Origin of the sequence: Komagataeibacter europaeus LMG 18890 (assembly GCF_000285295.1) — a bacterium.
GTDB lineage: Bacteria > Pseudomonadota > Alphaproteobacteria > Acetobacterales > Acetobacteraceae > Komagataeibacter > Komagataeibacter europaeus.
In genome coordinates this window covers 1-14069 of sequence record NZ_CADP01000081.1, presented here as the reverse complement: position 1 = coordinate 14069, position 14069 = coordinate 1, and the positions used below count along the sequence as shown (strand labels likewise).

The window sequence follows — 14069 nt, the reverse complement described above, 5'->3', positions numbered from 1 at the left end:
ACGGACCGTCTGGACGGGCTTTACGATGAACCCCGGCCGGGGACACCACGCTCGATCGGCGACGGGGAAATCGCGGAGACGATCCGCCGGACACTGGAAGAAACCCCGCGCGGTGCTACGCATTGGTCGCTGCGCTCGATGGCACAGGCCGTGGGATATGCACCGTCAACGATCCATCGCATCTGGAAAGCGTTCGGGTTACAGCCGCATCGAACAGAGACCTTCAAACTGTCGAACGACCCCCTCTTCGTGGAGAAGGTCCGCGACATCGTTGGTCTGTATATGGCACCGCCGGAGCGTGCGCTGGTACTGTGCGTGGATGAGAAGAGCCAGATCCAGGCGCTGGATCGCAGCCAGCCCATGCTCCCGATGCGGCCCGGCCAGGTCGAGCGGCGGACACATGACTATACCCGCCACGGTACGACCTCACTGTTCGCAGCTCTCGACATTGCCACCGGCACCATCATTGGAAAGTGTTATCCGAAGCACCGATCCACGGAATTCCGCAAATTCCTTGACCAGATCGAAACCAATGTGCCGACTGACCTCGATATCCATCTGGTGATGGATAACTATGCCACCCACAAGACGAAGCTGATCCGTGACTGGTTGGCCAGGCGCCCGCGCTGGCACGTTCATTTTACGCCGACCGGGGCCTCATGGATCAATCAGGTGGAGCGGTTTTTCGCTCTCGTCACTGAAAAGCAGATCAGGCGCGGCATTCACCGTTCGACCGAAGCCCTGGAGGCCGACATCAGGGCTTTCATCGCCGTCCATAACGAACAGCCCAAGCCCTTCAAATGGACCAGATCCGCCGACGACATCCTGCAGGCCGTCAAGCGATTCTGCCTCCGTACTACCAAAATCAGCGAAACTTCAGAATCAGGACACTAGCACATGAACCCCTGTGGTCAGCGGAACATCTTGATACCGCCATGATCCGCGCGGCCATGTCCACCCCGCGTCGGGGGGATTTTCATCCCGATCCGCGCATTGCGCTAGGTGAACGTGCGGAACTGGAGGATTATGTCCGATCCGGCTTTGACCGGGGACATATGAGCCCATCGGGCGACATGCCCGACGAACAGACACAGGAAGAGACGTTCCTGCTGTCCAATATCGTACCGCAACGCGCCGCACTGAACCGGGGCAGGTGGGAAGAAATCGAATCGGCCGTGCGCAGGCTGACCCTGCGTGAAGGGGAACTGTATGTCGTGACCGGCCCCGCCTTCCATGGCGCCACCCTGTCGGCCATCGGGACGGATCGCGTGCTGGTGCCGACCTCGACATGGAAGGCCATATACGACCCGCGCCGTGAACAGACGGGGGTTTACGTATGCCATAATGTCGCCCGCGCGCCCGGCTGCAGTCATGTTAGCGTGGCGGAACTGACGCATGTTACCGGAATCGACCCCTTTCCCGCCCTGCCCGCACGCCTGAAGCAGGCCTGCATGGCACTGCCGTTGGGCACGACAGGCACGACACGCGCCCGCACGCACACCCGCACACACAGGGCGACCCGTTACCACCGCCGCCGCAGCCGGCATATCTATTACCGGTGGTGACCGGCCCCTTTCTTTTCGCAGGAGACAGATCATGACCGCCCATCACCCGACCGGCACCGACGCGCAGGTCCCCTTTGCCGATAACAGCGCCAGCCGCACCATTGGCGGCATGACGGTGGAAAACGGCACCGACAGCATTGCCTTTTACGGCCAGACGGATCTGAGCCGTGACAGGACCGGACTGGAACGCGCGCGCGCGCTGCTGGCGTTCATGCAGCAGGTCGTGACGACCCTGGAAGCACAAAAGAACCTGCCTGATGCCCTGCCCCCCCGCAAACCGGCCAAAGTCGCCAACCCCTTTGCCTGATACCGCGCGGACCCGGCACGCCTGATGCACAACGGGGCCGGCCCATTGCTGGACCGACCCCGTTGCAAAACCCGTATCCCGTGGCACGCCACGGGAAAAGCAGGATCAGCGCTTGCTGAACTGGAAGGAACGACGGGCCTTGGCGCGACCGTACTTCTTACGTTCAACAACACGCGAATCGCGCGTCAGGAAGCCAGCAGCCTTCAGGATGCTGCGCAGCGCGGGTTCATAATGGGTCAGCGCGCGGCTGATGCCATGACGGACCGCACCAGCCTGACCGGACAGACCGCCACCGACAACGGTGCAGTACACGTCAAACTGGTTGTAGCGATCAGCAACCAGGAACGGCTGGGTGATCAGCATGCGCAGCACGGGGCGTGCGAAATAGGTGCCGACCGGACGGCCATTGACGATGATGTCGCCCTTGCCCGGCTTGATCCACACGCGGGCCACGGCGTCCTTACGGCGGCCGGTGGCATAGGCACGGCCCTGCGCATCACGCTTGGCTTCGTAAACGGGTGCGGCTTCCTGCGAAGAGGTGACCTGGCCGGAAGCAACCGCTTCCTTGAGGTCGGCCAGCGTGCCTGTACGTTCTTGGGTTTCGGACATGTTGTTCAGCCCCCGACCTTCTGGGTGTTCACGGCGTTCTTGCGGTTCATTGACGCAACGTCGAGAACCTGCGGCTTCTGCCCTTCGTGCGGATGTTCGCTACCGGCATAGACATACAGGTGCTTCATCTGCGCGCGCTGCAGCGGACCACGGGTGATCATGCGCTCGACAGCCTTGCGCACGACATCACCGGGGTTCTTGCCGGTCAGACGCTGGGTGATGGTGCGTTCCTTGATCCCACCGGGATAGCCGGTGTGATAGTGGAACAGCTTCTGGTCCACCTTGTTGCCGGTCAGGCGAACCTTCTCGGCGTTGATGACGACAATGTTGTCGCCGCAATCAACATGGGGGGTGAACTGGGGCTTGTGCTTGCCGCGCAGGCGCTGGGCGATGATGGTCGCCAGACGGCCCAGGACGAGGCCCTCGGCGTCGATCAGGGTCCAGCCACGCGTCACCTCTGCGGGTTTCAGCGAAAGTGTGGTCTTCATGGATTCAGTGTTCCGTCCAGTAATGTAGCGGTAACAGGTGGCGCGTTATCATCCGTACGGGACACCAACGTCAAGCACATAATCCCGTACAGGCGGCATTTTTCCGCTAAAAAAACGCATGTGGTATCATGATACCGCATATCTTTCGGCCACTCCCCCGCCACTGGCGATTGCCCAAGGGGGCTGGAATGCGATAGCACTCAGTTCAAGGTCATTACGGATATCAGGCTCGTGAAGAAACTCTATCCCGCCATTCCCCTGCTTATACTTGTGCTGCTGGTTGGCAGCTGGGGGGTGCACCACTTTGCCCAACGCAGGCTGGAGGCCGGCATTGCCGACTTCCGGGCCTCCATCGGGCCCGACGCCACGTTCAGCTACGCCACGGCGCGGCCGCGCACGCTGGCGCGGGGGGCGCATTTCACCGCCGTCACCTACCACAACCCCGCCATGACGCTGATCGCGGCCGACGTGCGGCTGGGCGGGCTGACCGGCAATAACGTGCAGGGGGAGAAGATCGGCAGCCTGGTACTGCGCAACGTGAAGGTCATGACCACCTCCAACACCATATCGCTGGACCAGGTGGAACTGAGCAACCTCGTCCTGCCCAACACCGCGCGCGCGGCGGGCGACATGGCCCGCCCGCTGGGTTTCGATTCCCTGGTGCTGGACAAAGGGGCGTTCACCAACATGCACCTGGCCATTCCCGCCAGCCAGACGGACGTGACCATCGGGCGCATGACCGTCAGCCAGTACGGCATGGGCCGTTCGTCGCATCTGGACCTTGACCGGCTGGCCACGCAGATCAACCTGACACCCACGCGCCGCATTTCCGTCGAGCATATCGTGGTGGACGGCCCGGATTTCGCCAGCGAGGTCGCCAGCCTGATCCAGTCGGGGCATCTGGTCCATGAACGCCATCCGCAGACGATGGACCTGAAGAAGGTGGAAATCGACAGCACCCATCCCATGCTGCAGATCGACCACGTCACCACGTCGCGCTTTTCCACCGAAACCGAAGACAAGATGGATACGAAGCTGGACCACCTGACCCTGTGGGCCACCGGCACGGACAACCCGTCCATCCTCAACGCCTTCGGCTATGACCATTTCAGCGGCAACATCCACGCCAACAGCACCAGCGACCGCAGCGCGGGCCGTGTGCATCTGGAACCGCTGACCATCGAATCCCCCGACATGGGCAACCTGACCATGGTGTCCGAACTGGACCAGATCCCGTTTGACGACATGGCCATCATTCCCGAAACCGCGCGGATCGTCTCCGCCGCCATGACGTGGGACGACCTGTCGCTGGCCAATCACGTCGTGGCCGGCCTGGCCAAAAGCCGTGACATGGATGTGGACACCTACCGGCAGAACCTGCTGTCCACGCTCAGCACGTCCGATGATGCCTCGATGCGCGCCATGGGCCGCTTCCTGCAGTCGCCCCAGGACCATCCGCTGCAGATCGCCCTGCGCCCGATGAAGCCGGTCAACCTGATGATGCTGGGCGTTGCCCTGTCCATGGCGGGGGATCCGTCGGTCGCCGCCCCGCTGGGCCTGACCATTTCCACCCCCTGATGACCGATGCCCGGCCGGTGCATGTCATTGGCGCGACCGGCCGGTCGGGACTGGCATTGTACCATGCGCTGAAGGCTGCCGGGCGGCCCGTTGTGCCCGTCATGCGCAGCCTGTCCCGGTGGCAGGCGACGGGCATGGCGTATCCGGCCCGTGTGGCTGACCTGTGCGATGATGCCGGCCGCCTGCGCGCGGCGCTGGCTGATGCCACATCCATCGTCCTGACCGCCCATGCCCGCCATCTGCCCGCCGTGCTGGCGGCGGCCCCGCCACGGGCCCGGATCGTGGCGCTGGGCAGCACCCGTATCTTCACCCGCTGGCCCGACGCGCATGCGCGTGGCGTGATGGAAGGCGCACGGGCCTTTGCCCGGTCAGGCCGCCATGGCGTGCTGCTGCACCCGACCATGATCTATGGCGCGACGGGGGAGGATAATGTGCAGCGCCTTGCCGCCCTCATGCGCCGCCTGCCCATCCTGCCGCTGCCCGGTGGTGGCACGTCACGCATCCAGCCCATATGGCAGGATGATGTGACCCGCGCCATCCTTGCCGCCCTGGACCATCCATGGGATGGGCCGCACAGTCTGGTCATTGCGGGCGGCGATCAGCTTACCTATCGTGATTTCACCCGCCATGTCGCGATCGCGGCGGGGCTACGCCCCCGGCCTGTTGCATCCGTCCCCGGCTGGCTGCTGATGGCGGCGGCGCGAATCCACCTGCCCGGCCTGCCGCCCATTGCGCCAGCCGAAGTACGGCGCCTGATGGAAGACAAGATTTTCGACATTACGCCCATGCGCACGCTGCTGGGGCTTTCGCCCGTGCCGCTGGAGACGGGGCTGAAACATACGTTCGCACGGCCCGGTTGAAGCAACCTGCCGCCAGATATCGTATTCGGTATTGTCTGGAAAAGGGTTGGGGCGAACGACGGGAATCGAACCCGCGACGACCGGTACCACAAACCGGCGCTCTACCAACTGAGCTACGTCCGCCACAACTGGGCAGTGATTTATGAAATCCGTGCCGGTACGTCAACTACCCTTTTTGGATTTCCACAACATTCCCGGCGCACAGCCGTTCCCGTACGGATTGCAGCCGCTTTACGGCACCCGCGATCACCTCCGTCTTCTTGCAGAACGCAAAACGGACATAGCGGGCGGGGATATCCGTGCCCCTGCTGTCATAGAAAGCCGAGACCGGAATCGCGGCCACGCCCACATGGCGGATCATCTGCTGGCAGAACGCAACATCATCCCCCGCAAAGCCAAGCGGCGCGATATCGGCAATCAGGAAGTAGCTGCCATCCGATGGCAGCACCGACAGGCCCGCGCGCGACAGCCCGTCCGACAGCCGGTCGCGCGCACCGCGCATGCCTTCCGCCAGCTGGTGAAAATAGGCGGTATCCTTGTCCAGCCCCATGGCCACCGCACGCTGCAGGTTGGGCGCGACGGTGAACGTCAGCAACTGGTGCGCCTTCATCACAAGATCAGCCAGTGGGGCGGGAGCCGTGACGTAACCGACCTTCCACCCCGTCATGGAAAAGCTCTTGCCCGCGCTGCCGATGCGGATCGTGCGTTCACGCATGCCCGGCAGCGTCATGAGCGGCAGGTGCGCAATGGCGCCGAAGGTCAGGTGTTCATACACCTCGTCACACACCGCATAGGCATCATGGCGCGCGACAAGACCGGCGATGAATTCCAGTTCGTCGCGGGTGAACACCTTGCCGGTCGGGTTCATGGGCGTGTTCAGCAGGATCGCCTTGGTGTGCGGGCCGAAGGCCGCCGCCAGTTCCGCCCGCGGCAGGTCCCAGTGCGGCGGCGTTAGCCGCACCTTGCGCACGACCGCGCCCAGCATGTCCAGAACCGGCATGTAGGTGTCGTATAACGGTTCGAACACCACCACTTCATCGCCCCGGTTGACCAGCGCCATGAGGGAGGCGGTAATCGCCTCCGTAGCACCGCACGTCACCACCACTTCACGCGCGGGATCGACCGCGATTCCATAAAAGCGCGCATTCGACCGCGCCACGGCGGCCCGCAGTTCCGGCAGGCCCGCAAGCGGGGGATACTGGTTGCGCCCGTCCCGCAGGGCATCGGCCGCGGCATCCACCATATCGGCGGGGCCTTCGGTATCGGGAAAGCCCTGGCCAAGGTTGATGGCGTCATGTTTCACCGCCAGCGCGGAGATGACTGAAAAAATGGTGGTCGGCAGCCCCGAAAGCAGCGAGTTCGCGGGTTTCATCGTATCATCCTGTCCCGACGCGTGCATGAGGACGCGCGCGCGTGCGTGTTTTTTGCCTTATCATCCGATTGCCTGAAATCCAAAGCCATGCAACCCTGCCTGCGCCAGACAGACGGCACGCGGACCTTACGCCACGAGACGGAAGACAGACACAGCAGCATGAAAAAGATCGAGGCCATCATCAAGCCCTTCAAACTCGACGAGGTGAAGGAGGCCCTGCATGAAATCGGTCTGATGGGAATCACCGTCACGGAGGCCAAGGGCTTCGGGCGGCAGAAGGGCCATACGGAACTGTACCGTGGCGCGGAATACATCATCGACTTCCTGCCCAAGGTAAAGCTGGAAATCGTGTGCCCCGACGACATGACCGAGCGCGCGATAGAAGCCATCATGGCGGCCGCCCGCACGGGACGCATCGGCGATGGCAAGATATTTGTCACCCCCGTCACGGATGTCATCCGTATCCGCACAGGTGAGCGCGGCGCCGATGCGGTCTGAGGTCCGGGATGCAAACATGGGTCCCATGGCAGCACGCCTATCGACAGCCGCCTTCCGTTTCCGTAACCATAGCCGCCGCGCCGCATGGAACGGCACACCAAAGTCAGGACAGGTAAATTAACATGGCAAAAAAAGCACAGGCCCCGGCCGCGGCCTCCACGCCGTCACATTCCGCCAAGGCCATCGCGAAGGTCTTTGATATCATCAAGGAAAACGCGGTCGAGATGGTTGACCTGCGTTTCACCGATCCGCGTGGCAAGTGGCACCACACCACCCAGTACGTCACCACGATCGAGGAAGACACCTTCCGCGAAGGCTTCATGTTCGACGGTTCCTCCATCGCCGGATGGAAAGCCATCAACGAAAGCGACATGATCCTGCTGCCTGACCCGACCACCGCGGTTATGGACCCGTTCTCCGCCAAGCCGCAGCTGATCCTGATCTGTGATATTGTCGAACCGTCCACCGGGCAGTTCTACAACCGCGATCCGCGCGCGACCGCCAAGCTGGCCGAACAGTACCTGCAGTCCACCGGCCTGGGCGACACCGCCTTCTTCGGCCCCGAAGCCGAATTCTTTATCTTCGACAGCGTGCGTTTCGGCACCGGCCCGAACTTCGGCACCTACGAACTGGAAAGCATCGAAGGGCCTGGCGCCTCCCTGAAGGACTATCCCGAAGGCAACATGGGCCACCGCCCCGGCGTCAAGGGTGGCTACTTCCCCGTGGCCCCGGTTGACAGCGAAGGCGACCTGCGCGCCGAAATGCTGACCACCATGGGCGAGATGGGCCTGCCCATCGAAAAGCACCACCACGAAGTCGCACAGTCGCAGCACGAGCTGGGCACCAAGTTCGACACGCTGGTCCGCTCCGCCGACTTCATGCAGATCTACAAGTACTGCGTGCACAACGTCGCCCATTCCTACGGCAAGACGGCGACCTTCATGCCGAAGCCGATCTATGGCGACAACGGCTCGGGCATGCATGTCCACCAGTCCATCTGGCGCGACGGCAAGCCCACATTCGGCGGCAACGGCTATGCCGACCTGTCGGATGAGGCGCTTTACTATATCGGCGGCATCATCAAGCACGCCAAGGCGCTGAACGCCTTCACCAACCCGTCCACCAACTCCTACAAGCGCCTGATCCCCGGCTTCGAAGCACCCGTGCTGCTGGCGTACTCGGCCCGCAACCGTTCGGCTTCGTGCCGTATCCCGTACGCGACCAGCCCGAAGGCGAAGCGCGTCGAGGTGCGTTTCCCCGATCCGACCGCGAACCCCTACCTTGCCTTCGCCGCCATGCTGATGGCCGGCCTCGACGGGATCAAGAACAAGATCCACCCGGGCGATGCGATGGACAAGGACCTGTATGACCTGCCGCCGGAAGAACTGAAGCAGATCCCGACGGTTGCCGGTTCCCTGCGTGAAGCCCTGACGGCGCTGGAAGCGGACTACGAATTCCTGCTGGCCGGTGACGTGTTCACCAAGGACCATATCGAAAGCTACTGTGCCGTGAAGTGGGAAGAAGTCTACAAGTTCGAACACACGCCGCACCCCGCTGAATTCGAAATGTACTACTCCGTCTGATCACGGCTTCCCTCCGGGAAACCTGACAGGCAGAAAGCGCCGGGACCGGAATGGTTCCGGCGCTTTTTTCATGTCCGCGTCACGACCGCGCGCGGCGACGGGGCAACCGGGATGGTGTGCACACGTTTTCTCGATTCCCGGTCATGCACACTGGTCCTGCACACCATATCGCCTACACCTTGAGGCCCGCATGCCGCACGTACACGCCTCACGAGGACAGACATGACCCAAGCCATACCCGACACCATGCAGGCCGTTACCTTCAGCCAGCCCGGCGGCCCCGATTCCCTGTGCATTTCCACCCTGCCCGTGCCCCAGCCCGCCGGCGGGGACGTACTGGTCCGCGTGATGGCGGCGGGCGTCAACCGGCCCGACATCATGCAGCGCCAGGGACTGTATCCGCCACCGCCGGGGGCCAGTCCCCTGCTGGGGCTGGAAGTCGCGGGCGAAGTCGTGGCAACGGGGCCGGACGTGCCCGCCGACAGCTTCCCTGCCATTGGCGCGCGGGTCTGCGCGCTGGTCAATGGCGGGGGCTATGCCCAGTACTGCACCGTGCCCGCGGGCCAGTGCCTGCCGTGGCCCGCGGGCTTTGACGCCATCCATGCGGCTGCCCTGCCCGAAACCTTTTTCACCGTCTGGTCCAACCTGTTCATGACAGCGGGCCTGAAGCCGGGCGAAAGCGTGCTGGTGCATGGGGGCACCAGCGGCATCGGCACCACGACCATCCAGCTGGTGCGCGCCATGGGGGGCACGGTCTACGCCACGGCGGGCACGGACGACAAATGCACGCTGTGCACGACCCTGGGCGCGGCTGCCGCCATCAATTACCGGACCGAGGATTTTCCCCAGCGCATAAAGGCACTGACACAAGGGCAGGGGGTGGACGTCATCCTCGACATGATCGGGGGGGCGTATCTGGATGGCAACCTGCGTTCACTGGCGACGGCGGGCAGGCTGGTCATCATCGCCCTGCAGGGGGGGGCGAAGGCCGATGGCGTCAGTCTGGCGCGCATCATGACCCGCAGGCTGGTGGTAACCGGCAGTACGCTGCGCCCGCGCAGCACCGCATACAAGACCGCCATCGCCCGCCAGCTGGAAGAACGGGTGTGGCCATTGCTGGCGCAGCGGACCATCCGGCCCATCATCCATGCCACCTTCCCCTTTGCGCGGGTTGCCGATGCCCATAAACTCATGGAAAACGGAACGCATATGGGCAAGATCATGCTGGACCTGCAGCACCTGCCCATCGATATGACAGGACGATAGGGACATAGCTGGTGCTACTGAACGTCATTGAGCGCGGACCAGAACAGATTACCCCGGACACGGCCGGACGTCCCCCCATTGTCCTGCTGCATGGCCTGTTCGGGCGGGCGCGCAACCTTGGCTTTTTCCAGCGCCGGCTTGCCACAACCCGCCGCACGCTGGCCATCGACCTGCGCAATCATGGCGACAGCCAGCACGGGCTCATGGATTACTACACCATGGCCGCCGACCTGCTGGAAACGCTGGCCCACCACAATGCCCTGCCCGCGACCCTGGTGGGGCATTCCATGGGTGGCAAGGTCGCGATGACGCTGGCACTGACGCGGCCAGGCATGGTGCACAGCCTGCTGGTGGCCGACATCCCGCCCGCGCGCACCGGGCATGGTCAGTTCGCACTGGGTGAACAGATGCTGCGGGTGCCGTTTCCGCCGTTCCTCAACCGCGCGGGCGCGGACAGGCTGCTGCAGCACTACATTCCCAACACGGATGTCCGCGCACTCATGCTGCAGAACATCCGGGTGGGGGAAAATCCGGGCTGGTGCATCGGCCTGCGTGAAATCGTGGAATCGCTGCCCAATGTGGAAAACTGGCCCTACATACCCGAAGGCTATACCTATCCCGGCCCCACGCTATTCCTGGCGGGGGGGAATTCCCCCTATATCCGCCCCGAGCATTATGCCATCATGCGTCGGCTGTTTCCGTGCTACCGGCTGGAACTGATCGAACAGGCCGGGCACTGGCTGCATGTCGAAAACCCCGAAAGATTTGCGGAACTGCTGGAAAATTTCACTGAACGTTACTGAACCGACTTCCGTTACACATCCAGTCCTTGACAGACCCCCCATCCGCGTCGGTTATGCTGGCGATATAACAGGGCAGGCAGGTGCGCGGCCCCGGCAACAGACCAACATGGCGGAGACCCGTAGCCTTTCATGACGGTGACACTCAGTCCCTCCTCCCGGCGGCGCAATGCCGTGGAGCCCGTACTGATCCCACTCCGCACACAGCCCGGCGCCAGCCTGCCGCCTGATCCGGCAGGGGATCAGTACCAGCCGCCCGACCGCGAACGGCTGCTGGCGGGCGTGGCCGTGCCGCCGCCACCGGGATACCGCAAGCTGCGCCCCACCATGTCGGGCCTGATCCGCCCGGATACGGAGGAAACGCCCGGTCCCGGCCGGGCCATCGCCATATCGGGACTGCTGCACGCGGCCCTTCTGGCGACCATCCTGATTGAATCCGCCCACCACAGCCAGCACGGCTCCCCCAACGCCACGCAGTCGGAGCCACAGGTGGAAATGGTCTTTTCACCCCCCACCTCCAGCGGGATGCAGGGACAGTCCTCGCCCGACATGGCGGGCGGCCAGAACGCGCCGCGGCAGCAGCAGGACCAACCCGAACCCAGCGCGCAGGAAAAGACCCCCAACCCGCAGCAGAGCGACGAGGATTCCTCCCCCTCGCCCAACATGCCCACGCCGGAAGTGCCCGCCGCCCCACCGCTGAGCGACGCACCATCCGACCTGTCGGTACCGCAGTCCGAGCGGCAGGACACGTTCAATCCATCCATGCAGAGTTCGGGCCACGGCCACCACCCCGCACAGCAGTCGCGCAACCACTCATCCGCCACGGATTACAGGGCGCTGGAACATCCGCGCAACTGGTCGCTGTCGCAATCGCCCCTGCAGCGCCGCAGCCAGCGCGGGCGCGCGGGCGGCACGGGCAGCCCGATCGACCTGTCGCTTGGCCCACTGGTCAAGAATGGCCAGGTCAACGCCCCCTATTCCACCAATACGCAGATCAAGGGGGTCAGCGATGATTACGGCAGCGAACTCGACCGCTGGATCCGCAGCCATATGTACTACCCCGAGGAAGCGGCCCGCGCGGGCGAGGAAGGCCCGTCATCAGTGCATGTGGAACTTGACCGCGATGGCCATGTCACCAAGGTGCGCCTGACCGGGCAGTCGGGGTCGTACTACCTTGACGCCGCGACGGTGGGCATGTTCCGCAACGCGCAGCTGCCGCCGGTGCCGCCGGACATGCAGGGGGATACCTTCCCCATTGACCTGACCATCAACTACATCCTGATTCGCCGTTAGGCGCGTCAGGCAGACGGAGAGACCCGCCATGGATACAGCATCCCTCCTGCAGCAGGTCGGGCGTGACTTCCAGCCGTTCGATACGGCGGATGCCGCCGTGGCCCGCATTACCGAACTGTATGACCGTGCGGGCGAACTGGTCCGCCATGCCTTCACCACGCGCGACACGACGGGCCTTGCGGATGCGGTCTATCCCTATCTGGCCTTCATGCCGCAGGCCGCCCTGCCGCCCGATGGTCCCCGTCCCCCCTTTGACGTGGTGCTGGAACCGGGATTTTACGGCACCACCCTGACCCGGCCCGCGCTGTTTGCCGATTACTGGCGCGAACAGATCGAAAGCCTGCTGCGCCATTACAGAACGCCGGTCATGGTCGGGCTGTCGAACCAGCCGATCCCGCTGCCCTATGTGATGGAGGAAGCGGTCACGTCACTGACCGAATCCGACCTGGCATGGATCCAGTCGCATTTCGCGCTGCCGGACCTGCATGTCACTGATGATTCGATCGCCAACTGCGATTACATCCCGCGCCCCGGCGTGCCCCGCCCGCTGGCGCTGTTCACGGCGGCGCGCACCGATTACTCGCTGGCGCGGCTGCACCATTACACCGGCACCGCCCCACGCCATTTCCAACGCTTCATCCTGCTGACCAATTACCAGCGTTACGTGGATGCCTTCCGCGAATACGGGCATGCGCAGGTGGATGCGGGATCGGAATACACCACCTTTGTCGAACCGGGCGAGATCATCCACACCCGCGACACCCCGCATACGGCCACCCATGCGGGCCAGAGCCTGCCGCAGATGCCCGCCTACCACCTGTGCCGCCCCGATGGCGATGGCATCACGCTGATCAACATTGGCGTAGGCCCCGCCAATGCCAAGACCATTACCGACCACCTGGCGGTGCTGCGCCCGCACTGCTGGCTGATGGTGGGCCATTGCGCGGGACTGCGCCGCAGCCAGAAGCTGGGGGATTACGTGCTGGCGCATGGCTACCTGCGTGACGACCATGTGCTGGATGACGACCTGCCCCCATGGGTGCCCGTGCCCCCCATTGCCGAAGTGCAGATGGCGCTGCAGGATGTGACCGCGCGCGTGACCGGCCTGCATGATGCCGAAGTCAAGACACGCCTGCGCACCGGCACCGTCATGACGACGGACAACCGCAACTGGGAACTGCGGCTTGGCGCGCTGTTCACCCGCATCAACACATCCCGCGCCATTGCGGTGGACATGGAATCGGCCACCATCGCGGCCAACGGGTTCCGTTTCCGCGTGCCCTACGGCACGCTGCTATGCGTATCGGACAAGCCGCTGCATGGGGAACTGAAGCTGCGCGGCATGGCCAATGCCTTCTACCGTGAACGGGTGCGCCAGCATCTGGTGGTGGGAATCGAAACCATGCAGCAGTTGCGCGCGCAGGGCGTGGACCGCCTGCATTCACGCAAGCTGCGCGGGTTTGACGAACCGGCTTTCCGGTAATAACGGGACAGGGCAGTTGCCACGCCCTGTTGGGGGCAATACGGGTCTTGTGAACACGGCCCGACCACCATACGGGGCAGCAGGTTTTCCCGGACTGCTTTGTTTTCCGGGACAATTTCAAAAAATCTGCCTTTGAAACAAGTCCCGGAATCATAAGAGACTGTTTGAAAACAAGTGATTGATAAAAAATAATAAAAGTTTTTGGGCGCCACCTTTTTTCAAAAAGGTGGCGTTCTTTGAAGCTTTTTGAAAAAAGCTTCACCAAAAACTTCTTTATGATTGCTGAATGTTTTCCGGACTAACTTTTCAAACAGTCTCTAACAGCCTGTCGGGTTGGGCATTTTGCGGCTGATAACGCCGAGGCTGA

At 63.2% G+C, this 14069-nt stretch carries 14 protein-coding genes and 1 tRNA gene; 11 read left to right on the top strand and 4 right to left on the bottom strand.

Translation table 11 applies throughout. The annotated features are described in order from the left end of the window. The 3 genes from GEU01_RS23030 to GEU01_RS16325 all read left to right on the top strand — a co-directional run. The coding region (locus GEU01_RS23030) for an IS630 family transposase (RefSeq protein WP_019084899.1) at nucleotides 1–894 on the top strand (894 nt) is incomplete at its 5' end. A 41-nt stretch (nucleotides 895–935) separates the two neighbouring features. Beyond that, the gene (locus GEU01_RS23025) at nucleotides 936–1565 is read left to right on the top strand and encodes a DNA/RNA non-specific endonuclease (RefSeq protein WP_019086933.1); all 630 of its coding nucleotides are present in this window, start codon (nucleotides 936–938) and stop codon (nucleotides 1563–1565) included. Nucleotides 1566–1596: 31 nt separating this feature from the next. Then, a complete protein-coding gene (locus GEU01_RS16325) occupies nucleotides 1597–1872 on the top strand; it encodes a hypothetical protein (RefSeq protein ID WP_019086932.1) in 276 nt (91 codons plus the stop codon). A gap of 105 nt (nucleotides 1873–1977) precedes the next feature. On the opposite strand, the gene rpsI is transcribed toward GEU01_RS16325, so the two are convergent. Beyond that, nucleotides 1978–2481 (bottom strand): 30S ribosomal protein S9, encoded by a 504-nt coding sequence (gene rpsI / locus GEU01_RS16320; protein WP_010510194.1) that lies wholly within the window; start codon nucleotides 2479–2481, stop codon nucleotides 1978–1980. A 5-nt stretch (nucleotides 2482–2486) separates the two neighbouring features. Next, on the bottom strand, nucleotides 2487–2969 hold the full coding sequence (rplM, locus tag GEU01_RS16315; RefSeq protein ID WP_010510192.1) for a 50S ribosomal protein L13: 483 nt from the start codon (nucleotides 2967–2969) through the stop codon (nucleotides 2487–2489). Between the two features lie 231 nt (nucleotides 2970–3200). Here rplM and GEU01_RS16310 point away from each other — a divergent pair, with 231 nt between their 5' ends. Continuing rightward, nucleotides 3201–4547, top strand: a complete 1347-nt coding sequence (locus tag GEU01_RS16310) for a hypothetical protein (RefSeq protein WP_019086931.1) — start codon at nucleotides 3201–3203, stop codon at nucleotides 4545–4547. After that, nucleotides 4547–5407 (top strand): NAD(P)H-binding protein, encoded by an 861-nt coding sequence (locus tag GEU01_RS16305; RefSeq protein ID WP_019086930.1) that lies wholly within the window; start codon nucleotides 4547–4549, stop codon nucleotides 5405–5407. Before GEU01_RS16310 ends, GEU01_RS16305 begins: the two co-directional genes overlap by 1 nt. A gap of 47 nt (nucleotides 5408–5454) precedes the next feature. Here GEU01_RS16305 and GEU01_RS16300 read toward each other — a convergent pair. Both GEU01_RS16300 and GEU01_RS16295 read right to left on the bottom strand, forming a co-directional pair. Then, nucleotides 5455–5530: transfer RNA gene (locus GEU01_RS16300), tRNA-His, on the bottom strand. A gap of 43 nt (nucleotides 5531–5573) precedes the next feature. After that, entirely contained in the window at nucleotides 5574–6779 is a 1206-nt protein-coding gene (locus GEU01_RS16295; RefSeq protein ID WP_019086929.1) for an aminotransferase, read from the bottom strand. Between the two features lie 159 nt (nucleotides 6780–6938). On the opposite strand from GEU01_RS16295, the gene GEU01_RS16290 reads away from it, so the two are divergent. From GEU01_RS16290 to GEU01_RS16265, 6 genes are all read left to right on the top strand, one after another. Continuing rightward, on the top strand, nucleotides 6939–7277 hold the full coding sequence (locus tag GEU01_RS16290) for a P-II family nitrogen regulator (RefSeq protein WP_010510184.1): 339 nt from the start codon (nucleotides 6939–6941) through the stop codon (nucleotides 7275–7277). Between the two features lie 122 nt (nucleotides 7278–7399). Then, entirely contained in the window at nucleotides 7400–8860 is a 1461-nt protein-coding gene (glnA, locus tag GEU01_RS16285) for a type I glutamate--ammonia ligase (RefSeq protein WP_019086927.1), read from the top strand. A 222-nt stretch (nucleotides 8861–9082) separates the two neighbouring features. After that, on the top strand, nucleotides 9083–10126 hold the full coding sequence (locus GEU01_RS16280; RefSeq protein WP_026018809.1) for an NAD(P)H-quinone oxidoreductase: 1044 nt from the start codon (nucleotides 9083–9085) through the stop codon (nucleotides 10124–10126). A gap of 11 nt (nucleotides 10127–10137) precedes the next feature. Then, nucleotides 10138–10929, top strand: a complete 792-nt coding sequence (locus GEU01_RS16275) for an alpha/beta fold hydrolase (protein ID WP_019086925.1) — start codon at nucleotides 10138–10140, stop codon at nucleotides 10927–10929. Nucleotides 10930–11058: 129 nt separating this feature from the next. Then, nucleotides 11059–12219 carry an energy transducer TonB gene (locus GEU01_RS16270; RefSeq protein WP_019086924.1) on the top strand — a complete coding sequence of 387 codons (1161 nt, stop codon included), beginning with the start codon at nucleotides 11059–11061 and terminating at the stop codon, nucleotides 12217–12219. Between the two features lie 28 nt (nucleotides 12220–12247). Continuing rightward, a complete protein-coding gene (locus GEU01_RS16265; protein ID WP_010510175.1) occupies nucleotides 12248–13702 on the top strand; it encodes an AMP nucleosidase in 1455 nt (484 codons plus the stop codon). The last annotated feature ends 367 nt before the right edge of the window (nucleotides 13703–14069 follow it).